The organism is Streptomyces flaveolus (genome assembly GCF_000716535.1).
Classification (GTDB): domain Bacteria; phylum Actinomycetota; class Actinomycetes; order Streptomycetales; family Streptomycetaceae; genus Streptomyces; species Streptomyces flaveolus_A.
Genome location: NZ_JNWV01000017.1, coordinates 69053 through 90221, shown reverse-complemented (window position 1 = coordinate 90221; position 21169 = coordinate 69053). Strand labels below are relative to the sequence as shown.

Genomic DNA, 21169 nt, shown 5'->3' with positions numbered 1-21169 from the left:
GGCCCACCCGCTGCGATTCTACGGCGTTCGCATTTGCGGCTTCGCCACGTGGGCTGTCACAAACAGGGAGGCCGTCTTGTCCTTCCAGTGGAACAGTCCCTGCTTGGAGGAGAACATGAGCGCTGAGCACGCACACCTGCCCCCGGGCGTCGAGGTGATCGCGGCCCTGCCGGAAGCGGCGGCCCGGATCCCGGCCGGCGCCGAGGCCAGGACCATCCGGGTCACCCTGGCACCCGGTGACCCCGGTGCGCCGCCGCACCGGCACCCCGGGCCCGTCTTCGGCTACGTGACCCAGGGCGAGATCCTCTTCGAGCTGGAGGGACAGCCGCCCCGGGTGCTCAAAGCCGGTGACGCCCTCTTCGAGCCCGGGGGCGACGTGATCCACTACCAGGGCGCCAACAACCTTCCGGACGCGCAGTCACAACTGGTGGTGACCATGTTCGCGCCGCCTGGTACCCCGGTTCTGACCGTGGTCGGCGCGGAGGAGCTGGCCGAACGACAGCACCTACGGGTTGCCCGGCCCTGATGACCACGCCCAGAAGTCGATGTTCGCATTCGCGAAGGTGACGTACAGCCGGGCGACAGTGGCGGCCCGGGTCTCATGGGTGCCGAGGAGGGCCTCCGCCGACCAGAGCCGCCGCTTCCCATGTGACGGTCCCGCCCATGAACAGGGACACCCACCACCTGCCCCCGTTCTTGATTCGCGACCGGCTCACCGCGCGCCCATCGGGTGAAGCTGTACGCCTGGCTGCTCGTAAACCCCCTCGTCGACTGCGGCGGCCACGACAGGTCGACGCCGGGGTCCTTCCCCCTGGGGGCGGGACGGGAAAGGAGCTACACGTCCAGGAAGCGCCTACGACGGAGCCTTGCACGGAGATCGGCTGCACACACGGCCACACGAGGCGCTGTAGGCAGCTGTGAGCGCTGGGGAAGCCACTCGATCGTCGCCTCGTTCCTCGCTTCGTCGCCCTCGCGGCCACCTTGATCTGCCAACGTCGCCTGGTGAGCTGCCCCGCGGGCGCTGCCAGTATGCGACGGCAGTCATGCTCCGAACATGAACGAGAACGCCTTCTGGCAGCTCATCGGCGACTGCACGCCATCCATGCCCGACCCCGACGCCGAGCAACTGGCCGCAGCGGTGACCAACCGTCTGGCCGCAGGACCGCTGGCCACGGTGATGGGGTTCGCCGAACAGTTGTCGTGGGCGCTGTACCGACTGGACCGCAAGGAGTACGGGCACGACCTGTCGAGTGACAGCTTCCTCTACGCGCGGGCAGCCGTCGTCGCCGCCGGCCGTGAAACCTACGAAGCAGTGCTCCGCGACCCGCAGCTTTTCGTCCCTTATGTCGCCGATCTCACTTGGCAGAGAACCTGCTCTACGTGCCAGACGAGGCATACAGACGCATCACCGGTGAGGAGTGGGATCGCAACACCCGCTACTCCTACGAGTCCTACTCGAACACTGCTGGATGGACCGGCGCATAGCTCCTGCCGCTTCAACCGCCTTGAAGGAACGACCGCTTAGGACAGAGGTAGTCGGGCACGGTGCCGCACGGCATGGTGTCGTCGCCGTGGTCCGCGGGGCCGGGCCATCCTCCAGGTCCACGGTGATACACGGGGCACAGGAACGCGCGCCGGGACGCGCGGGTGTCACAGGCGCGCGGGCATGGCTCAGGCCGAGACGGGCGTACGGGACAGGGCGGTGCGCAGCGCGAAGACGCCGAGCAGGCCGCCCGACGCGAACCGCTGAGCGGTCATCGCGCGGGGTCGGGCGGCCAGAAACCCGGACACCCGTGCCGCGCACAGCATGACCAGAGCGTTCACGGAGAGACCCACGATGATCTGTACAGCACCGAGCTGGAGCAGTTGCGCCCAGTCCGGGCCCGCCTGCGGATCCATGAACTGGGGTAGAAGCGCGGCGTACATGAGAGCGATTTTGGGGTTGAGCAGGTTGGTGAGGAGCCCCATCGAGAACAGGCGGGCGTCAGACACCGGAGGCAGGTCCTGGGCCGGAGCGAAGGGCGAGCGGCCACCGGGCTTGAGCATCCCCCAGGCCAGGTGAGCCAGGTAGGCGGCCCCGGCGAGCTTGACCACCATGAACGCCAGCGGCACGGCGGCGAACAACGCGGACAGGCCCGCGGCGGCGGCCAGCAGGTAGCACAGGAATCCCACGGCGGTCCCGCTCAGGCTGACCAGGCCCGCCCTGCGGCCTTGGGTGATCACGCGGGAGGCGAGGTGGATCATGTTCGGTCCCGGAGTCAGGGCCATGCCCAGTTCGACCAGGGCCACTCCCCCCACCGCGGCCAGACTGATCACCGGTCAACTCCCGATCGTTTGCCGGGTACCTGCTACCCGGAGTGGGGCGCCGCCCGGCTGCGCCCGGCGGCTGCGACGCATCGGCAGTGCCTGCGTTCACCTGCCTCAGGATACGGCCCTGCGGTTCGGTGTCTCCGTGCACCCTGCCTCCAGCCGACCGATGAACATCAAGGACTCCAGCCGGGTGGCCCGCGGAGTCGTAACCCAGTGCAGGAGGGCCCGGGACGTACCGACTTGGGGATGGTGATGGCGCTGCCCTGGATCAGCCAGCGCAGGACGACCTGGGCGGCGGACTTGTCGTACGCCTTGCCGATTTCAGTGAGGGCGGGGTGGGGTGGGGTGGGTGAACAGGTGGTTCTTGCTTCGGTGAAGCCGCCCCAGGACGGGTGCTGGACGCCATGTTCTCGCATGAGGTCGTGGTCGGCGGGGCGCTGGAAGTAGGAAAGGGTGGGCCTCGCGGTTGGCGGCTTCCAAGACGCGCCAATGGCCTCACCGGATGCACGCCGCCGTCAGAAGGTTTCCGGTGCGCATCCGGCACGGCACGCCGGCCCGCTCCGGCAGGCCGGCGTCGGGCTTCATGACCTCCCATGCGGTCCGGTCGGCGTAGGCGGCGAATTCGGCTGTGCCGGCCACATGGTTGAGGATCCGTGCCCTGGCCGGCCGGATGTCGGCCGGGCTGACGTAAGCGAGAGCCGGGCCCTGCCAGGAGCTGTCCTGTTCGCCGTGGAAAGGTCCGTACGGCGCCGCCCGCCTCCCGGTCGCCGTGGGCGACGCCGCCGTAGAGCAGGCCGGACAGGTATGCGGCGACGCTTTCGACGTCCAGCCTTGGCCTGCCGCCGAACCAGGCGCTCAGGTCGGCGTGCTGCCGATCTCCACGAGAGCGACGAGGGGGTTGAGGGACATCGGAACGAGAACCGGTGCTAAAAGATTGTCGCATGTGGGTGCACCGAGTGATCGAACTGACCGGGTGGGAGCCGCTCGGGATCTCCGTCGACTGGGCGGCGATCGAGGGAGAGCTGGGGGTTCCGCTGCCGACGGACTACAAGGAGCTCTACGAAGCGTTCAGCGGCGGCGTCTTCAGCGATTCCCTCTACTTTCTGGGGCGCGACGAAGGCCGCGCGTTCGACTTCCTGACCCAGTGGCGGGTCGACCTGTCGGTCGATCAGGACAGCAGGCTCGGAAACGTCTCCGCCGTCGAGCCCTATGCGATCTACGCGCCGGGCGGCAAGGGGCTGGTCGAGTGGGGCTCCACCGAATGGGCCGACGAGTACTTCTGGCTGATCGACGCCGAGCGGCCGGGCGAGTACCCCGTCCTCGCGCGGTCCAATGACGTCGGTGCGTGGCACCGGTACGACATGTCCACCTCGGAGTTCCTCTACCGCGTCCTCGCCGATGCCGATTTTCGACCTTTCGGGTTCGCGCAGTACGACCTCGGCACGACGTTCACGCCCGGCTCCGGCGACCCCTTCGACGGCCGGCCACTCTGACGAGAGCCCGGCCGCCCCACGTTCGTTGACACGCCAGTGCCGTCGTTACTCATGGGCCATGCCCGGGGTGCGGTGAGAACCCTGTCACCAGCCGCAACCGGTGGTCCTCCGCGGCCTCCTTCACCGACCGTTCCCACTCCCCCTCCCGCAGGGTCACCCTGCAGATGATCTACGCCCCGGACTGCCGCCCAGCACGAGCACCCGGAAACGGGGGTCCCGTACGGCGATGGCCGGGCCCAAGGGGCGGGCCCGGCTGCGTCAGGCCGCTGGATCGAGTGGATCGAGGAACGTGAGCACAGAGGCGTCCTCCTCGATCGACGGCGTGAGGGCGGTGTTGAACGGGCCGCCGTACGGGGCGTTCAGGTGGGTCTGGAAAGCTTCCTCGTCGCGGTACACCTCGAAGATCCAGAAGGCGCGTGGGCTGGATGCCTTGGTGTAGACGTCGAAGACGAGGTTGCCTTCCTCCTCGCGCACCTTCCGGGCGTACTCCCGCAGCAGGCGGGCGACCTCGTCCTCAGTTCCCCTACGGGCGGTGAACTCGGCGAGCAGGGTCTTCTTCACTGTGTCGTGTCCTTGCGTCGTGGCCTGTGGTTGTCCGGTCGATCGCTCAGTCGCGGTAGGAGCCGAGGTGCCGGACGCGGGCCTGCTCCAGCTCCACCGAACCGTTCTCGGCGAAGACCCGCACTCCCTGGCCGGCCGGATCGGGGAAGATCTGGTCGGTGATCACGGTCTCGCCGCTGCCGCCGAAGACCTCGACGGACGACCGGTCGACGAGGATCCGCAGCTTCACCTTGCCGTTCCTGGCCTGGAGCGGCGCCCGCTGGACGCCGGGGAAGGCGCTGCTGAAGTCCACGGCTCCGGAATGGGTACGGTCCACGTACAGCTCCCGCGTCGTGGTGTCGTATCCGATGACGGTCTCCTGTCCCCCGGCGCCGGTGCGCACCTTCAGACCGAACCGTTCGGCGTCCTTCAGGGAGAAGGTCGCCTCGATGTCGAGTGCCTTGCCCTCGGCCTTGGGGCCGATCAGCGGCTGTGAGGTGTTCGTGACCATGACGCCGGTGGTGGTCGACGCATCCCCCTGGCGCAGGGAGGCCAGGCTGGTCACGGGCTTGCTGACCAGCCGGATCCTGCCGTCGATGGTGCGCAGGGCCATCTCCCGGGGGACACTCTGCGCGCTGCGCCAGGGTGAGGTGGGGATGGAGCCGCCGTACTCCCAGTCGTTCATCCAGCCGATCATGTACCGCTTGTCACCGGGGGCGTTCTCCCAGGACACGGCCGCGTAGTAGTCCTTGCCGTAGTCGGCCCAGTCGGCGCGCTGCACCACGGACCTGGCGGGGGCGTCGGCGGCGGTGAACTGATCGGCCAGTACATGGCCCCAGCCGCCGGAGTTCATGTCGGCGATCTGGATCTGCGCCTTCTTGCCCGCGTAGGGGCGCAGGTCGAAGGAGGCCCAGTCCAGGCCCTCGCTGTTGGAGCCGGTCGCGCTGCGCACCACCTTGCCGTCGACCAGCAGATTGACCGACGTCTCCCGGGAGACCGGCTGGGCCCGGGTGTCGGACAGCACGATGTGGTCGACGTTGATGTGGCCCCAGCCGCCGGTGTTCTCGTCGACGGTCCTGATCTGCGCCTCCTTGCCCGCGAGGTCGCGCACGTCCCAGGAGTCCCAGTCGAGGGCCTCGGCCTCGTCTCCGGTGGCGCTGCGCACCACCTTGCCGTCGACGAGGAGTTCGACGGCGGTGGGATCCGCGTCGCCGGCGGGGTGGTGGCCGCCGCCGATGAGGAAGTCGATGTAGTCCTTGTCGATGGTGAACCGGGGGGAGGTGAGCGTGCCGGTGGTGGAGTCGCCGTTCAGATAGGTGTTGACCAGGCCGTCGCCCAGCCATCCGGAGACCTCCTGCTGGTCAGGGAGGGTGCCGGTGGCCGGTGCGGTGCCGAAGGCGTCGCCGGTCTTCGTCCAGTCGCCGTAGGTGCCGCCTTCGAAATCGGCGAGCAGCGTCCCCTCGGGGGGAGTTCCCCGCTCCATGACGGTTCCGTCCACGTGCGGATGCCGTCCTCCGCCGACCTTGAAGTTCAGGTACGGGCTGTCGACGGTGAAGGAGGGTGAGGTGAGGGTCCCGGTGGCAAAGTCGCCGCCGTGGAAGCTGTTGGCGAGACGCCGTCCGTCGAATCCGTCGACGGTCCCCTGCCCGTCGACCGCACCGGCTGCCGGGCCCTGGCCGAAGGCGGTGCCGGCGGTCGTCCACGTGCCGTAGTCGGTGCCTTCGAAGTTCTGCACGACCGTACCTGCGGGCGGGGTGTACGTGCCCTTGTCCTCGGCCGTGAACTTCTTGCCGTCGAAGTCACCGATGAAGTACTGGGCGCCCGAACCACCGGTGATGCCACCGGGGTTGATGTTGACGACCAGGACCCACTTGACATGGTCCTTGTCCCCGTCGACCGCGAGGGGGAACAGGTCGGGGCACTCCCACACACCGCCCGTGGCGCCGGCCGGCCCGAACTCGCTGAGCAGTTCCCAGTCCTTGAGGTTCTTCGACGAGTAGAACCGCACCTTGTGCTCGGTGGACAGCGACACGGTCATCAACCAGCTCTTGGTCGGCTCGTACCACTGGACCTTGGGGTCACGGAACTCCTTGGACCCGATGTCGAGCACCGGATTGCCCTGGTACTTGGTCCAGGTGCGGCCGCGGTCGAGGCTGTAGGCCAGTGACTGCGCCTGCTTGCCCGTGTCCTTGTAGGCGCTGGTGTAGATCGCCACCATCGGCGGGTTCGACTTGGTGCCGAAGCCGGTGGTGTTGTTCCTGTCGACGACCGCACTGCCGGAGAACACCATCTCCTTGTCGTCGTACGGCAGGGCGAGCGGCAGGTCCTTCCAGTGCACGAGGTCCGTGCTCACCGCGTGCCCCCAGGACATGTCTCCCCATGAGTTGCCGTTGGGGTTGTACTGGTAGAAGAGGTGGTATTCGCCCTTGTAGTACACGAGACCGTTGGGGTCGTTCATCCAGTTCTTCTGCGGGGTGAAGTGGAACTGGGGACGATAGGTCTCGGAGTACGGCGGGGTGTCGGCGGCGACGGCCTGGGGGACGAGCGGGGTGGCGGAGAGGGCGCAGACGGTGGCCACCGCCGCGATCAGCCTCGTGCGGGCGGGCCGGGTTGTGCGTCCAGAGCTCATCGAGGTCTCCTGTGATGCGGCCGTCCGCGCGGCGATGCCGGCAGCCCGGGCACGGACGGACCGAGAAGTAGGCGACCTGGCCCGCGCCGTCGTCCACGTCGCCGGGCCAGGAATGTCATCGATGACTTGTGTCATCGATGACACCGAGTGGCCAGATGATGGGCACCATTCGATCGGCGCGTCAACCGTTCGGACGTGATTGCCCCGGCACGGGTCGTGTGCTCCTCATGCGGCGTGCGACGTCACGAGCTGCCCCGGGCGGCTCTGCCACGGCGGGTTGGGGCCGGCCACCGAGCAGGTCAGGGCCGCGACCTGGATGGCGAACGCAGCGGCTTCCGCGACCTCGTCCAGACGGAGGGCCGCCAGCCGGCCGCCGAGGAGTCCGCGGCCACCGAGGTGATGCAGCAGGCCGGCGGTGAAGGAGTCCCCCGCTCCCACCGTGTCGACGACCCGTGTCGCCATGGCGGGCAGTCGCAGCCGTTCACCGTCGAGTGAGACCAGCGCGCCGTCGGCACCACGCGTGATCACGACGAGCCGCGTCCCCGCGGCGTGCCAGGTGTCGCACGCCTGCTCGGGCGGGGTTCCCGGCAACAGGAGTTCCAGGTCGTCCTCGCTCAGGCGCAGCACGTCGGCGAGGCCGCACCAGCGCCGGAGTCTCGCGCGGTAGACCGCGGGGCGCACCAGCAGGGGCCGGACGTTGGGGTCGATGCTGACGGTGGCCAGGGAAGAGGCCGTCGCCAGGAACTCCTCCACCGCAGCCGCCCCGGGCTCCCGGACCAGGGCCAGCGAACCGGTGTGCACGCAGGCCGTCTCGGACAGGTCCACCCCGGCCAACTCCTCGTTCGTCCACTGCCAGTCGGCGGTGGCCTCCGCGTGGAAGGAGAACGCGGCCTGGCCCCGCGCATCCAGTTCGGCGACCGCGAGCGTGCTGGACTCCGCGGCCGGGACCGCATACGACAGGTCCACCCCGGATGCCTCCAGACGGGCCCGGAACATCCGGCCGAAGACGTCGCCGGACAGCCGCGCGAGGAAGCGGGCCGGGGTGCCGAGCCGGGCCAGGGCCACGGCCGTGTTGGCGGGCCCGCCACCGGGCAGCACCCGCAGGGCGAGTTCGCTCGACGCGCTCGCGGATTCGACGAAGGCGTCGGCGACGCACTCACCCAGGACGGTGATCTGACGCTGACTCATGGGCTGCTCTTCTCTGCGATCGTGTGGGCAAACCGGGGCGGCCTGACACAGGCCGCTGATCAGCCGCGTTCCGGAAACAAGCGTGTGCGTTGCCGATTTGTGACAGCTGCAAGGCATTGACGTTGCCGGAGCGGGAGTCCATCATCCTCGGCAAGCAGTGTCAACGATGACATAAGTCAACGATGACATCACCCGGACGGCACGCCTCGATGCCGGCCGCGCCGCCGCACTTCCGCAGGAGACAGTCATGCCTCGCACCCTTCGTCTGCCCCTCTCCCTCGTCAGAGCCGCCGCGTGCACGGGCATCGCGGCCCTCACCCTGACGGCCTGCGGGTCCGGCTCCGGATCGAGCGCCGGCGACGCCGGCTCGGGCGGCGTCAAGGTCGGTCTGATCACCAAGACCGACACCAACCCGTTCTTCGTGAAGATGAAGGAGGGCGCGGAGAAGGCCGCCAAGGACAACGGCGCCCAACTGGTCACGGCTGCCGGCAAGTTCGACGGTGACAACGCCGGTCAGGTCACCGCCATCGAGAACATGGTCGCCTCGGGCGTGAAGGGCATCCTGATCACTCCCAGCGACTCGAAGGCGATCGTGCCCGCGATCCAGAAGGCCCGCGCCAAGGGGGTCCTGGTCATCGCCCTGGACACCCCGACCGAGCCGCAGAGCGCGGTCGACGCCCTCTTCGCCACCGACAACCTCAAGGCCGGCGAGCTGATCGGCGCGTACGCCAAGAGCGCCATGAAGGGCAAGACCGCCAAGATAGCCACCCTCGACCTCGCGCCGGGCGTCTCCGTCGGAGTCCAGCGGCACAACGGCTTCCTCAAGGGCTTCGGCATCGGCGAGAAGGACCCCGCGGTCGTCTGCTCCCAGGACACGGGCGGCGATCAGGCCAAGGGGCAGACGGCGATGGAGAACTGCCTGCAGAAGGCGCCCGACATCAACGTCGTCTACACCATCAACGAACCCGCGGCTCTCGGCGCGTACACCGCCCTCAAGGCCAAGGGCCGGGAGAAGGACGTCCTGATCGTGTCCGTCGACGGCGGCTGCACGGGTACCCAGGCGGTCAAGGACGGCAAGATCGCCGCGACCTCGCAGCAGTACCCGCTGAAGATGGCCGCCGAGGGCGTCAAGGCCGTCGTGACGTACGCCAAGGACGGCAAGAAGGCGTCGGGTTACACCGACACCGGCGCCACGCTCATCGCCGACAAGACCCAGCCGGGGGCCGCCTCCAAGGACACCGCCTACGGCCTGGAGAACTGCTGGGGCTGAGCCGCCCGCCACCGAGCCGTCACCGTTCGAAACCCAGCAGCGGGGCGGCCGGCCCCCAACTCCCGACCCGGGACGGCCGCTTCCCTCGTCCTTCCTCAAGGACCTCTGTCTTCCGACAAGGACTTCGCATGACCGCCACGTCCACGCCACCCTCCGCATCGACGCCGTACGCCGAGCTCAAAGCACCGACCTGGGCCCGCAGGCTGCTCACCCAACCGACCACCGGACCGCTGCTCGCCCTCGTGCTGGCCTGCGTCTTCTTCTCCGTCTCGAGCGACCAGTTCCTCACGGGCGGGAACTTCTCGCTGATCGTGCAACAGGTCATGGTGGTCGGCACGCTGGCCATCGGCCAGACGCTGATCATCCTCACGGCGGGCATCGACCTGTCGTGCGGTGCCGTGATGGCGTTCGGCAGCATCGTGATCGCCAAGATGGCGGCCGAGGGCTCCCTGCCGCCGCTGGTCGCCATCGCTCTGGGCCTGGTCGTCTGCGGCGGCTTCGGCCTGCTCAACGGGCTGCTGGTGCAGAAGATCCCGCTGCCGCCGTTCATCGTCACCCTCGGCATGCTCAATGTGGCGTTCGCGCTGACCCACATCTACTCGGAGGAGCAGACGGTCACCAGTCTGCCCGGCCCGCTGACGGCCCTCGGCCAGACCTTCCCGCTCGGCCACACCGACATCACCTACGGCTCCCTGGTCACCATCGCGCTCTTCCTCCTCTTCACCTACGCGTTGAGCAGCACCGGCTGGGGCCGGCACGTCTACGCCCTGGGCAACAGCCAAGAGGCGGCCCGGCTGAACGGCATCCGCACGTCCCGGCTGACCATCGGCGTCTACACCGTGGCCGGAGTGCTCTACGGCATCGCCGCCCTGCTGCTCATCTCCCGCACCGGAGTCGGCGACCCCCAGGCCGGGCAGACCGACAACCTCGACAGCATCACCGCCGTGGTCCTGGGCGGCACCAGCCTCTTCGGCGGACGCGGGTCGGTCCTGGGCACCTTCATCGGCGTCCTCATCGTCGGTGTGTTCCGCAACGGCCTGCAACTGGTGGGCGTCGCCTCCATCTACCAGACCCTGATCACCGGCGTCCTGGTGATCCTCGCGGTGACCGTCGACCAGATCTCCCGGAAGAAGGCCCGATGACCGCCGTCACCCCCACCCCCGTCCTGCAGGCCCGCGGTCTGGTCAAGCGCTACGGCCACGTCACCGCCATCGACGGCGCCGACTTCGACCTGCTGCCCGGCGAGGTGCTCGCCGTCATCGGAGACAACGGAGCCGGCAAGACCAGCCTCATCAAGGCCCTCACCGGCGCCGTCGTCCCCGACGCGGGCGAGATCCGCCTGAACGGCGAACCCGTCCGTTTCTCCGGCCCGCAGAGTGCGCGCGCCCACGGCATCGAGACGGTCTACCAGGACCTCGCCGTGGCCGCTTCCATGGACATCGCCTCGAACATGTTCCTCGGCCGCGAGCTTCGCCGGCCGGGCGTCCTCGGCAGCGTCTTCCGCATGCTGGACAAGAAGCGCATGCGTCACGAAGCCGCCGAGCACATGGCGGATCTGAAGATCGGGCTGCGTTCGCTCACCCAGCCGGTCGAGACCCTCTCCGGCGGCCAGCGACAGGCAGTGGCGGTGGCCCGTTCCGTCGCCTGGGCGCGCAGCGTCGTCGTCATGGACGAACCCACCGCCGCCCTCGGCGTGCGGGAGTCCGGCCAGGTCCTGGACCTCATCCGCCGCGTCCGCGACAAGGGCATGCCGGTCGTGCTGATCAGCCACAACATGCCCCACGTGTTCGAGATCGCCGACCGGATCCACGTCCACCGGCTGGGCAGGCGGGCCGCCCTGATCAAACCCTCCGACTACTCCATGGCGGAGGTCGTGGCAATCATGACCGGGGCACTCACCGTGGACGAGGCCGGAGGTACTGTCGTAGCGGATTCCGAAGCGGCGAAGGCCGCCGGAGTCCAGGCCACCTGACTGACGACGAAGCACTCGCGGATTCCGGCCGAGGCCGAGGCCGGAACCGACGAGCACAGGAGACGTTTGCTCCATGGCAGCGAACCGCCGTCCCACCCTGGCCGACGTCGCACGCGAAGTGGGCGTCAGCGCCAAGACAGTCTCCCGCGTCCTCAACGAGGACGGTCCCGCCTCGGCGCAGACCAGGAAGCGGGTGCTCGCCGCCGTGGCCAGACTCGGCTTCCAGCCGAACCTCATGGCACGCAACATCCGCGTCGGCGGACCCGACACCACCATCGGACTGGTCGTGCCGGACCTCGGCAACCCCTTCTTCGGAGCCGTGGCCCGCAGCATCGAGGACACCGTCGGCGACCGCGGACTGACCCTCCTCATGGGCTCCTCCGCCGATGACCCCGACCGCGAACGCAACCTGACGGACAAATTCCTCGCTCGCCGCGTCAGCATCCTGATGATCACTCCGACGGTGGGCGCCGACCACGCCTACCTCCGGTCCCACCGCGCCGCCGGGATGCCCGTGGTCTTCCTCGACCGGCCGGGAGTGGGCCTGTCCACGGACAGCGTCGTCAGCTCCAACCGTGCGGGGACCCACGAGGGCGTCGCCCACCTGATCGCCCACGGCCACCGCCGCATCGGCTTCATCGCCGACCTCCCCACCAACCTCTACACCCGCCGCGAGCGCCTGGCCGGTTACCGCTCGGCCCTCCAGGAAGCGGGCCTCCCGTACGACCGCTCGCTGGTCGCCAACGCCCACGACCAGCACACGGCCGCCACCGCCACCTCCCAACTGCTCGCCCTGCCGAATCCCCCCACCGCGCTGTTCGCCGGCAACAACATCGTCGCCCTGGGCATCGTCACCGAACTCTCGCGCACCCGGCGCAAGGACGTCGCCGTGGTCGCCTTCGACGACGTACCGCTCGCCGAGGCACTCGAACCGGCTCTGACCGTCGTCGCCCAGGACCCCGAGGAGATCGGCAGGATGGCCGCGACCACCGCCCTCGCACGCCTCGACGGCGACCGCACCCGTGCCCGCACCCTCACCGTGCCCACCCGTCTGATCGTCCGCGGCTCGGCGGAGCGCCCTGCCCCGGTGGGACAGGAAGCGTGACCTGAGGCAGCCGGTTCTGGAGCACGTCTACGACGGCACGAACGCAGCAGACCCCGGTCCACAACGGTGCTGTCAGATCCCGGGCCTCACCCGCGGATCGGTCAGCCGGTGACCGGGGCTGGTGGAAGTCGGGGGCGACGTCGCCCGCAACCCGCCGACCGCCGGCCGCATCATCCCGCGCGCCGGCAGCGCGCCCGGACCGGCCTCTCCCCCGTCGACGTTCCCCGTCTGACGGTGCCGCCACGCTGACGATGCCGCCGCGCTGACGGCGGGACGGCGCGGAGGCCACGGCTGGTGCGCGACCGGCCGCCCGCGCGTCCCGGTTCCTGGCCGCGACGGGGATGTCTGCACCCCGACCAGCCGGAATCCGGTGGTGACCTGCGTGAACGCCCAGCGGCTGTGAGGGGTGGGGCGACGTGCATACGGGACGTCAGGGCGGGCGAGGCGTTCAGCGCGGTCATGAGGTCCGGCACCTGTACCGGCCGCTCGGGCTCCGGCGTCTCCGGCTCCGGCGTCTCCGACAGCGGCGTCTTCGGCAGCAGCGCGGAAACTCCTTCATCGGCTCTTCGCCATCTGCGCGCGCGCCGCAGGCGTAGCGTCCCCGCCCGGCTCAGGGCGCCAGCACGACCCTGCCGAAGACCTCTCCCGCGTCCATCGCGCGGTGGGCCAGCACGGCCCGGTCCAGGGGCAACACCTCGTGCACGACGGTGCGCAGGTTCCCGTGCGCGGCGTCGGCGAACTGGGACGACCGCACGGCCTGCCGGTCGGGGCCGGGCACGGTGTCGGAGCTGAAAGTGGCGAACGACAACGACCTGCGGAAGGCGTCCATCAACCGCATGCCGAAGTCCGCGGGCGGCTGCCCGCCGACCACGCCGACAGCCACGTACCGCCCGTTGGAGTTCAACCTGTCCAAGAAATAGGGCAGTTGGGGGCCTCCCACCACATCGATCACCACGTCGAAGCCCGCCGGCGCGTCCGGGCCGCCCTCGCCGGCGCGATCAAGGACATGGGTCGCGCCCAGGTCTCGCATGCGGGCGCCACGCTCCACCGAGGAGGTGGTCACCGCCACCGCGCTCGCGCCACCCCTGGCCGCGAGTTGGACCGCCGTGATCCCGATGCTGCCCGCCGCACCGCGCACTAGCACCGTCTCGCCGGGCGTGCAACGGGCCCGGTCCAGGGCGAAGTGGGCGACCACGCCGGAGCCGCCGAGAGTCACCGCGTCGGCGCCGGTCAGACCGTCGGGCAGCTCAAGGACGTCCTCGACCGCGGCGACGGCCTGCTCGGCATACCCACCGGACAGGCCGGTGAACGCCCACACCCGCCGCCCGGTCCAGGAGGCGTCCACGCCCTCTCCCACCGCGGTGACCCTTCCCGCGACCTCGCTGCCGAGGAGGTGGCCTTCCCGGAAACCGTAGGCCGCGAGCGTTCCCCGGCGGATCACGGCGTCCACGCCACCCACCCCGATCGCCTCCGTGGCGATCTGCACCTGCCCCGGGGCAGGAACGGGCGCGGGCACATCGACAACCTCCAGGCCATCTGGGTCGCCGAACGTCCTGATCACGACGGCTTTCATCTCTGCTCCTCGAATGGGTGGAGGGACGGAACGGGGCTGCTGCACCGTTCGGCGTCGAGCCGGCCCCCGTAGTCGGGGCACCAGCGGCGACGTGCAGGAACGGGGTGGCAGCACCGGTATCGGACCGTAACGGACGCCTCCGTCCGCTTGGCTAAAGTGAGAAACGATGACCGACCATTTGCCTCGGACCGTGCGCTCCGACGCCCGCGACAACCGGGCCCGCATCCTGGACGCCGCCCGTGCGGTGTTCGGCGAAGAAGGCCTGAGCGCGCCCATGCGCGAGGTCGCCCGGCACGCAGGCGTCGGCCCCGCCACGCTGTACCGGCACTTCCCGACCAAGCAGGCACTGATCCTGGAGACCTTCGCGGAGCAGCGGCGGGCCTGCCGTGCCGCCGTGCGCGAGGCTCTTGCGGACCCTGACCCCTGGCACGGATTCCAAATCCTGATCGAGCGGATCTGCGAACTCCACGCGCACAGCCGGGGGTTCGCCGACGCCTTCATGGCGGCCTTCCCCGGGGCCATGGACTTCGCCGCCGACCGGGAGCAGACACTGCACGCGGTCGGCGAACTGGCCCGCCGCGCCCAGAAGGCCGGCCGGCTGCGCCCCGGCTTCGTCGTCGACGACCTGATCCTCATGCTCCTGGCCCACCGGGGCCTCCAGGACACGCCCCGAGCCGCCCGGGTCACGGCCTCCCGCCGCTTCGCCGCCTACGTGATCGAGGCGTTCCGTGCCGCACCAGAGACAGGAGCGCCTACGTCGTTGCCGCCCGCACCACGCCTGCAGCTCACGCACTCGCCCGGCACGCCATGAAGCGAGGCGTTGGTACACGTCAACACCTTGCTCCTCAGGGACGTCCTCTCCCAAGGAGAAGCGGCTCACGGACGCCGACCGGCGGGCCCTGTCACCCAGCCGGTGGCCGCGACGGCAGGCTGGGTCCGAGGACCCGGCGGAGCGTCGGAAGCTTCGAGGGCGCTGATCGGCCTGCGGCCCCCTCACCTACCTGGTGCGGGCGTGGACGCCGATACCGCCGGAGACGAGCGGGGTGTCGCCCATTGCTGGGGCCTACAAACCACGCAGCGCCTCATACAGATCGGCGTAGATGCTCCAGCAGATGACGCTGCCGTCGTCGTTCAGGCTGCCCATGTACCAGTCGTCGTCATTGGAGACCTTCACGATGCAGAGTTCGCCGAACCCAAGGACGAGCGTGGGGTGAAGAACCTCGCCAGGGGCGTCGTAGTACACGACGGTTCGATCCGGGCTGAGTACCTCGGCTCGGGTATCCCCGGAGACATCTCGAATCTGTTGGAGCGTCCACCCGTCTGGCGGCTGGTGGCTATTCATGCGACCGATCGTCGCATGGAGGCCCGCAGGCGAATATGTGTGCCTGGGAAGCAGTCCCCAACTCGACCGCTGGAGCACCGAGGAGGAACGGCGGGAGGCGGAGCGGCACCGGGAGAGCGGGTGCGGCCGTCACCGGCAGCCTGGCTGAGCCTGTACGGCCTCGACCGGGACGACGTCGACGCGGTGCACGTCGGCGACTGCCGGGCCGCGAGGAAGAGCGGCCGCTGCCGGCCAGCCACGCGCGGGCAGGCTCTCGATGCACTCAGAAGCCAGGTGCCGCCGCGCGTGCACTGTCGACGGGACAAGGCCCTCGGCATCGTGCCCTGAAGCGAATGAGCTCAGGCCGGGGCAGAACCCGCGAGGGGTGTGATGGTGAAGGGCGGTCGCCTACGCGGCGAAAGGCAATGCGAGGCTTCAGCCGAACGATCGTCCTCGCATGCAATGGATGAGGCCCGGGGACACTGTCCCCTTCACCATCACGCCCGGTACAACCACACCGGCCCGACGAACATTCCCACGCGCCTACTGATTCTCGGCATAGGGCTGAGCCGGGCCTGGCCGCTGTAGGGCCGCGCTTCCACCTGGACGTGCGTCGAGAGCGCGGCCGTAGATCGCCGGCGCATGTGTACGACTGCGGGCGCGACCGGGAGTGGTCAGGCGGCGGTCTTCTTGCGGCGGCGGCCGCTGCGGGCGAGGGCGTCGATGAGTTCCTCGCGGTTCATTTTCGACCGGCCGGGAACGTCCTGCTCGGTCGCCCGCTGGTACAACTCCGCCTTGCTCAGCTTTTCCAGCTCCCTCTTGCCGCCGGCACCCCGGTCGCGGGCCCGCGCCGCGCCCGCCTTCTTCGGCGGAGCCTTCCGCGCAGACGTCTTCACCGACGTGCCTTCCGACGACCTGGCAGCCGCCTTGCGCGGCGCGGCTCTCCCCTTCCGCTCGCCCGCCTGTTCCTTGCCGCCGCGGCCGGATCGCGCCGACCGCAGGCTTCCTTCGAGGACCCTCATCAGATCGATCACGTTGGTCGCCTCCGGCGGCTCCTCCGCCGCCGCGATCTGCCGGCCCTCGGCCTTGGCCTTGACCAGCTCGCGCACCTTCTCCTGGTAGGTGTCGTGATACTTCCTGGGATCCCAGTCGGAGCTGAGGGCATCGACCAGTTGCAGCGCCATGTCCAGCTGCTTGCCCCGCCCTGCCCGGCCCGAGGGCAGTTCGGGAAGCTCCTGGCCCGGGTCACGGACCTCATCCGCCCAGTGCAGCGTCTGCAACACCAGCACCTTGTCCTCCGCGCGCAGCGCGGTCAGGTACTGCTTGTTCCGCATGACGAAGGTGGCGATCCCGGCCCTGTTGGACTCGGCCAGGGCGGCGCGCAGCAGCTCGTAGACCTGGGTGTACTCCTTGCCGCGGGGGGCGATGTAGTAGGTGCGGTCGAAGTACACCGGCTCGATCCGGTCGAGGTCGACGAAGTCGGTGATGTCGATGGTCTGGGAGCGGCCCGGCGCGATCTCGTCCAGCTCGTCGGGCTCGACCACGACGTACTGGCCCTCGTCGAGCTCGTAGCCCTTGACGATGTCGCTGGTGTCGACCTCGTCGCCGGTGCGTTCGTTCACCCGCTTGTTGCGGACCCGGTCCGAGGTGCCGCGCTGCAACTGGTGGAAGTGGACGGTATGGTCCCCGGTCGCGGTGTACAGCCCCACGGGCACGGTGACCAGCCCGAAGGTGATCACTCCTGTCCAGATCGCCCGCGCCATGATCGTGCTCCGTCCCTCAGGCCACGGCATGCCCCGGTGTCCGGCACACGCCTGTCGTATCCACGCTCGCACCACGCTCCGTACCGCGCCCGCTGGGCCGCAGGTCAGGCACCCGAACGGCGGCCGGGCAGGCGGTCCGGCAGGCAGGCGGTGACGTCCTCGGTGAACAGTGAGCCCGCCGACTCGGAGCCCTTGACGGTGTCGTCGAAGTCGTCGTCGCTCGGTTGGCCGACGAAGCCGCTGCCGTCGAGCTTGTACGACCGCGGGTCCCGGGCCGGCTGCCCATCTGCCTCATGTGCCGGTCCTCCTCGGAGGGGGGCGCCGTGCTATTGCCGGAGAAGCGGGCGAGGGTCTCGTGGTTGACCCGTTCCGTCTCCCGCCGGGCCAGGGCACAGCAAGCCCCCCGGGCCGATGCCGCCGATTGCCGGACCGGATCCACCGACGTGCTCTGCGGCCGGGCGGACAGCGGCGTTTCGGCCAAACCCCGTTCCTTCCACACCTGTTACCGGAGACGGGTTGATGCATGGTCCACGCTCCGACATGCGCTCTATCTCGGGATTTCGAGAGCGACCGAAACAAATGTGTTCGATATCCCAGCTGGGTCGTTGAAGCTCACGACCACGCCGGACGACCGTCAAGGGGGACCACGTTGACCTCGGCCGCTACGAGTGAACAGCAGGACACCGCACCGCCTCCTCCGCCGCCGGCGGAGATCACCTACAGCGGGCAGTACTCCGTCAACCCACTGGCGGAGGCCTCCTTCCGGCGGATGTGCGGGCAGATCCCGACTGTCCTGGGCCGCATCGCCCGGCTGTCGTGGCGTACCGACCGGAGCGCGGTGCAGCTCCTGTTCGGCTGCCAGGTGGTCACGGGCGTCTCGGCCGCCGTGCTGCTGGCAGCCACCTCCCGCGCGATGGTACCGGTCCTCGGGTCCGGCTCCGCCGGGGAGAGGCTGCGCGGCGCCTTGCCCGCGCTCCTGGTGGTGGCGGTCGCCGCCGCGCTGGGCCGCGCCGCGGGGGCCGTGGCCGCGTACGCCGAGCGACGCGTCACCCCGCGGTTGATCACGGAGACGGACACGGCCCTGGTCGAGGCGGTCTGCCGGGTGGAGGCGGCGGCATACGCGGAGGACGGGTTCTCCGACCGGTACGAGGCGGCCGAGATGGGCGTGATCCGCACGCACGTCATGGTCTCCGACGCCCAGCGGTTCATGTCCGCGTTGATCCGCATGATCACCGCCGGCGGTGTGCTGTCGGTGCTGAACCCGCTGATGCTGCCGCTGCTGCTGCTCGCCGTGCTGCCGGCCGGTGTCGGTGCCGTCCTGACCGCCCGGGTCGATTACGAGATCCACTACGCCAACGTCGCCGACCGCAACGTGCGCGGCATGATGCGCTGGTGGGCGACCACGCCCAAGTACGGCGACGAGGTCCGTGCCAACTCGATGACCGACTACCTCGTCTACTGGTACCGGGCCCTGTCCGACCGGTGTGACCGGCGCACCCTGGCCGCGGCGCCGCGAACCCTGCGGATCGCCCTCCTCTCTGCGCTGGCCGGCGGTGTGTTCGTCGTCGCGACGTGGGGAGCTCTCGCGTGGCTGGCCGTGACGGGCCGGATCGAACTCGCGGTCGCGGCAACGGCCGTCATCGCCGTCCAGACCACACTCGCCGCTCTCTCGCAGGTCGTCGTCAACGGTGCCGCCGTCTTCCACACCAGCCTGTACCTGAGCGACATGCAGGCCTTCCTCGACGACGCCGCCACCCGGGCCCCCGAGCGCGGGCCCCGTGAACTCGCCGCACCCGTCGGGGAGATCCGCCTCGAGGAAGTCGTCTACCAGTACCCGGGCAAGGACAAGCCCGCCGTCGACGGTGTCTCCCTCACCCTTCAGCGGGGCCAGATCCTCGCCATCGTCGGAGCGAACGGCTCGGGAAAGTCCACGCTCACCCGGCTGCTCACCGGGATCTACCTGCCCGACAAGGGCAAAGTCACCTGGAACGGCACCGACCTCGCCGAGGTCGACCCCGCGACCGTCTGGCGCTGCACCGGCCTGGTGCCGCAGATCTTCGCCCAGTGGCCGCTGCGGGTCCGCGAGAACATCACCCTCGGCCAGCCCCGCACCCACCACGACACCCCGGTGTGGGAGGCCATCGACGCGGTCGGCCTGCGTGAAGCCGTCGAGGACCTCCCCGCCGGCCTGGACACACTGCTGTCCCGCGAAGTCTTCGGCGGCTCAGAGCTGTCCGGCGGCCAGTGGCAGCGCGTCGCCTGCTCCAGGGCCCTGTACCGGCAGCCCGAGCTCCTCATCCTCGACGAGCCCACCTCCCAGATGGACCCGCGCGGCGAGCACCAGATCTTCGAACAGATCAAGGCCATCGCCGCCGACCGCGTCACCATCGTGGTCACCCACCGCCTGGAGAACACGAAGATCGCCGACCACATCATCGTGATGGAGCACGGCCGCATCACCGAACAGGGCAGGTACGACGACCTCGTCCACGCCGGCGGAACCTTCGCCGAACTCCTGGAGCTCTCCCAGGACCGCTGACGACCCCTGGGCCGCCGAGCCGTGCGCCCTTGCCCATCAGCGCCGGCGCACGGGAAAAGCACCTGGGGGGCGGGTCCACAACAGAAACGTCCGAGAAGTTCGCCCCCGATCTCACGGTGGGGGGACGGCCGCAGCCTGCCGAGCCCACCGCAGGGACGGCCCCGGCAGGCATTCCGGCAGGCCACGCGGCATGCGAGGCTGTCACCGGGCAGACACCCGACACCTCCAGGAGCACCCATGGCCCTCGACGTCGCCGCGATCCGCGCACAGGTACCCTCGCTGAAATCCGGTACGGCTCGCTTCGACGCACCCGGCGGCACGCAGACACCGCAGCCGGTCATCGACGCGATCGTGGACGCACTGTCCCGTCCGCTGGCCAACCGAGGGCACGTCACGGAGGGCGAGCGCAACGCGGAGGCCATCGTCGCGGCGTCCCGCGCCGCCCTCGCCGACCTGCTCGGCGCACAGCCGAACGGCATCGTCTTCGGCCGCAGCTCCACGCAACTCGCCTACGACGTCTCCCGCACGCTCGCCAAGGACTGGGGACCCGGCGACGAGGTGGTCGTCACCCGCCTCGACCACGACTCCAACATCCGGCCGTGGGTCCATGCGGCCAGCGCGGTCGGCGCCACCGTCCGCTGGGCGGACTTCGACCCGGCCACGGGCGAACTCCACCCCGAGCACATCGAGACCGTGCTGTCGCCACGCACCCGGCTGGTCGCCGTGACCGCGGCCTCCAACCTCATCGGCACCCGCCCCGACGTCCCCACCCTCGCTGCCCTCGCACACGACGTCGGCGCGCTGCTGCACGTGGACGCCGTGCACTACGCCGCCCACGCGCCGGTCGACCTGACCGCGCTCGGCGCGGACACCCTGGGCTGCTCGCCGTACAAGTTCCTCGGACCGCACCTCGGTGTCCTGGCGGCCCGGCCGGAACTGCTCGAGACGCTGCGCCCGGACAAGCTGCTGCCCTCCTCCGACGCCGTGCCCGAGCGTTTCGAACTGGGCACGCTGCCCTACGAGTTGCTGGCCGGGACCCGCGCGGCGGTGGACTTCCTCGCCGATCTGGCACCGCAGCCGTCCGGCACCCGCCGCGAACGCCTGCTGGCCGCGTTCGCGGAACTGGAGGCGCACGAGGACGCCCTGCGCGAGCGGATCGTGCGGGGACTGAGGGACCTCCCCGGCGTCACCGTGTACTCGCGCGCCGCACGACGCACCCCGACGCTGCTGTTCTCGCTGGACGGTCACGACTCCGCGCAGGTCGCGGCGCACCTCGCGGCGCAGGGCGTCGACGCCCCGGCCGGCTCGTTCTACGCCCTGGAGGCTTCCCGCCGGCTCGGCCTGGGCGACACGGGCGCCGTACGGGTCGGGCTCGCCCCCTACACCAACGAGGAGGACGTCGACCGGCTGCTGGCTGCGCTGGCGAGCCTCGTGGCGTGAAGGCGTCCAGGGCCCGACCGGGGTCA

Annotated in this window: 20 protein-coding genes; 11 read left to right on the top strand and 9 right to left on the bottom strand. The window is 69.8% G+C overall.

Translation table 11 applies throughout. The features are described from left to right. The first annotated feature begins 115 nt into the window (after positions 1-115). A complete protein-coding gene (locus OO52_RS19550) occupies positions 116-526 on the top strand; it encodes a cupin domain-containing protein (RefSeq protein ID WP_030647824.1) in 411 nt (136 codons plus the stop codon). 528 nt (positions 527-1054) lie between these two features. Further along, positions 1055-1525 carry a DUF4240 domain-containing protein gene (locus OO52_RS47480; protein WP_078877031.1) on the top strand — a complete coding sequence of 157 codons (471 nt, stop codon included), beginning with the start codon at positions 1055-1057 and terminating at the stop codon, positions 1523-1525. A gap of 146 nt (positions 1526-1671) precedes the next feature. Here the strand turns inward: OO52_RS47480 and OO52_RS19545 are convergent, their stop codons facing one another. From OO52_RS19545 to OO52_RS50885, 3 genes are all read right to left on the bottom strand, one after another. Beyond that, positions 1672-2316, bottom strand: a complete 645-nt coding sequence (locus OO52_RS19545; RefSeq protein WP_030647822.1) for a LysE family translocator — start codon at positions 2314-2316, stop codon at positions 1672-1674. 167 nt (positions 2317-2483) lie between these two features. Continuing rightward, the gene (locus OO52_RS50890; protein WP_158712525.1) at positions 2484-2726 is read right to left on the bottom strand and encodes a hypothetical protein; all 243 of its coding nucleotides are present in this window, start codon (positions 2724-2726) and stop codon (positions 2484-2486) included. 79 nt (positions 2727-2805) lie between these two features. Further along, positions 2806-2949: a hypothetical protein gene (locus tag OO52_RS50885; protein ID WP_158712524.1), complete on the bottom strand. Its 144-nt coding sequence runs from the start codon at positions 2947-2949 to the stop codon at positions 2806-2808. Between the two features lie 317 nt (positions 2950-3266). On the opposite strand from OO52_RS50885, the gene OO52_RS19540 reads away from it, so the two are divergent. Then, a complete protein-coding gene (locus OO52_RS19540) occupies positions 3267-3803 on the top strand; it encodes an SMI1/KNR4 family protein (protein ID WP_158712523.1) in 537 nt (178 codons plus the stop codon). A 258-nt stretch (positions 3804-4061) separates the two neighbouring features. Here OO52_RS19540 and OO52_RS19535 read toward each other — a convergent pair whose 3' ends face one another. From OO52_RS19535 to OO52_RS19525, 3 genes are all read right to left on the bottom strand, one after another. After that, positions 4062-4364, bottom strand: a complete 303-nt coding sequence (locus OO52_RS19535) for a putative quinol monooxygenase (protein WP_030647816.1) — start codon at positions 4362-4364, stop codon at positions 4062-4064. 46 nt (positions 4365-4410) lie between these two features. Next, on the bottom strand, positions 4411-6972 hold the full coding sequence (locus OO52_RS19530) for a glycoside hydrolase family 32 protein (protein ID WP_030647813.1): 2562 nt from the start codon (positions 6970-6972) through the stop codon (positions 4411-4413). A 225-nt stretch (positions 6973-7197) separates the two neighbouring features. Then, a complete protein-coding gene (locus OO52_RS19525) occupies positions 7198-8160 on the bottom strand; it encodes a carbohydrate kinase family protein (RefSeq protein WP_030647810.1) in 963 nt (320 codons plus the stop codon). A 247-nt stretch (positions 8161-8407) separates the two neighbouring features. Between OO52_RS19525 and OO52_RS19520 the strand changes: the two genes are divergently transcribed. The 4 genes from OO52_RS19520 to OO52_RS19505 all read left to right on the top strand — a co-directional run bounded on the left by OO52_RS19520 (position 8408) and on the right by OO52_RS19505 (position 12507). Further along, positions 8408-9430 carry a sugar ABC transporter substrate-binding protein gene (locus tag OO52_RS19520; protein ID WP_030647807.1) on the top strand — a complete coding sequence of 341 codons (1023 nt, stop codon included), beginning with the start codon at positions 8408-8410 and terminating at the stop codon, positions 9428-9430. Positions 9431-9558: 128 nt separating this feature from the next. Continuing rightward, a complete protein-coding gene (locus tag OO52_RS19515; protein WP_030647805.1) occupies positions 9559-10572 on the top strand; it encodes an ABC transporter permease in 1014 nt (337 codons plus the stop codon). After that, positions 10569-11402 (top strand): ATP-binding cassette domain-containing protein, encoded by an 834-nt coding sequence (locus OO52_RS19510; protein ID WP_030647802.1) that lies wholly within the window; start codon positions 10569-10571, stop codon positions 11400-11402. Before OO52_RS19515 ends, OO52_RS19510 begins: the two co-directional genes overlap by 4 nt. Before the next feature lie 73 nt (positions 11403-11475). Then, complete coding sequence (locus OO52_RS19505) at positions 11476-12507, top strand: LacI family DNA-binding transcriptional regulator (RefSeq protein ID WP_030647799.1); 1032 nt, start codon at positions 11476-11478, stop codon at positions 12505-12507. A gap of 610 nt (positions 12508-13117) precedes the next feature. Here the strand turns inward: OO52_RS19505 and OO52_RS19500 are convergent. Next, positions 13118-14080, bottom strand: a complete 963-nt coding sequence (locus OO52_RS19500) for a zinc-dependent alcohol dehydrogenase family protein (protein ID WP_030647796.1) — start codon at positions 14078-14080, stop codon at positions 13118-13120. A gap of 166 nt (positions 14081-14246) precedes the next feature. Here OO52_RS19500 and OO52_RS19495 point away from each other — a divergent pair, with 166 nt between their 5' ends. Next, a complete protein-coding gene (locus OO52_RS19495; protein WP_030647792.1) occupies positions 14247-14891 on the top strand; it encodes a TetR/AcrR family transcriptional regulator in 645 nt (214 codons plus the stop codon). A 252-nt stretch (positions 14892-15143) separates the two neighbouring features. Here OO52_RS19495 and OO52_RS19490 read toward each other — a convergent pair whose 3' ends face one another. Continuing rightward, positions 15144-15422: a hypothetical protein gene (locus tag OO52_RS19490; protein WP_030647789.1), complete on the bottom strand. Its 279-nt coding sequence runs from the start codon at positions 15420-15422 to the stop codon at positions 15144-15146. A 15-nt stretch (positions 15423-15437) separates the two neighbouring features. Between OO52_RS19490 and OO52_RS52780 the strand changes: the two genes are divergently transcribed. Continuing rightward, the gene (locus OO52_RS52780) at positions 15438-15749 is read left to right on the top strand and encodes a DUF6233 domain-containing protein (RefSeq protein WP_234338000.1); all 312 of its coding nucleotides are present in this window, start codon (positions 15438-15440) and stop codon (positions 15747-15749) included. Positions 15750-16075: 326 nt separating this feature from the next. On the opposite strand, the gene OO52_RS19480 is transcribed toward OO52_RS52780, so the two are convergent. After that, a complete protein-coding gene (locus tag OO52_RS19480) occupies positions 16076-17164 on the bottom strand; it encodes a Ku protein (RefSeq protein ID WP_030647786.1) in 1089 nt (362 codons plus the stop codon). 649 nt (positions 17165-17813) lie between these two features. Between OO52_RS19480 and OO52_RS19475 the strand changes: the two genes are divergently transcribed. Together OO52_RS19475 and OO52_RS19470 are read left to right on the top strand one after the other, a co-directional pair. Continuing rightward, positions 17814-19703, top strand: a complete 1890-nt coding sequence (locus OO52_RS19475; protein WP_030647783.1) for an ABC transporter ATP-binding protein — start codon at positions 17814-17816, stop codon at positions 19701-19703. 237 nt (positions 19704-19940) lie between these two features. After that, positions 19941-21143, top strand: coding sequence for a cysteine desulfurase-like protein (locus OO52_RS19470; protein ID WP_030647780.1), 1203 nt, complete (start codon positions 19941-19943; stop codon positions 21141-21143). Positions 21144-21169 lie beyond the last annotated feature (26 nt).

Bases quoted from the DNA above. Each gene is read 5' to 3' on its own strand.
- OO52_RS19550 (WP_030647824.1), top strand. From the start codon at position 116: ATGAGCGCTGAGCACGCACACCTGCCCCCGGGCGTCGAGGTGATCGCG.
- OO52_RS47480 (WP_078877031.1), top strand. From the start codon at position 1,055: ATGAACGAGAACGCCTTCTGGCAGCTCATCGGCGACTGCACGCCATCC.
- OO52_RS50890 (WP_158712525.1), bottom strand. From the start codon at position 2,726: ATGCGAGAACATGGCGTCCAGCACCCGTCCTGGGGCGGCTTCACCGAA.
- OO52_RS19530 (WP_030647813.1), bottom strand. From the start codon at position 6,972: ATGAGCTCTGGACGCACAACCCGGCCCGCCCGCACGAGGCTGATCGCG.
- OO52_RS19525 (WP_030647810.1), bottom strand. From the start codon at position 8,160: ATGAGTCAGCGTCAGATCACCGTCCTGGGTGAGTGCGTCGCCGACGCC.
- OO52_RS19520 (WP_030647807.1), top strand. From the start codon at position 8,408: ATGCCTCGCACCCTTCGTCTGCCCCTCTCCCTCGTCAGAGCCGCCGCG.
- OO52_RS19515 (WP_030647805.1), top strand. From the start codon at position 9,559: ATGACCGCCACGTCCACGCCACCCTCCGCATCGACGCCGTACGCCGAG.
- OO52_RS19510 (WP_030647802.1), top strand. From the start codon at position 10,569: ATGACCGCCGTCACCCCCACCCCCGTCCTGCAGGCCCGCGGTCTGGTC.
- OO52_RS19505 (WP_030647799.1), top strand. From the start codon at position 11,476: ATGGCAGCGAACCGCCGTCCCACCCTGGCCGACGTCGCACGCGAAGTG.
- OO52_RS19500 (WP_030647796.1), bottom strand. From the start codon at position 14,080: ATGAAAGCCGTCGTGATCAGGACGTTCGGCGACCCAGATGGCCTGGAG.
- OO52_RS19495 (WP_030647792.1), top strand. From the start codon at position 14,247: ATGACCGACCATTTGCCTCGGACCGTGCGCTCCGACGCCCGCGACAAC.
- OO52_RS19490 (WP_030647789.1), bottom strand. From the start codon at position 15,422: ATGAATAGCCACCAGCCGCCAGACGGGTGGACGCTCCAACAGATTCGA.
- OO52_RS52780 (WP_234338000.1), top strand. From the start codon at position 15,438: ATGGAGGCCCGCAGGCGAATATGTGTGCCTGGGAAGCAGTCCCCAACT.
- OO52_RS19480 (WP_030647786.1), bottom strand. From the start codon at position 17,164: ATGGCGCGGGCGATCTGGACAGGAGTGATCACCTTCGGGCTGGTCACC.
- OO52_RS19470 (WP_030647780.1), top strand. From the start codon at position 19,941: ATGGCCCTCGACGTCGCCGCGATCCGCGCACAGGTACCCTCGCTGAAA.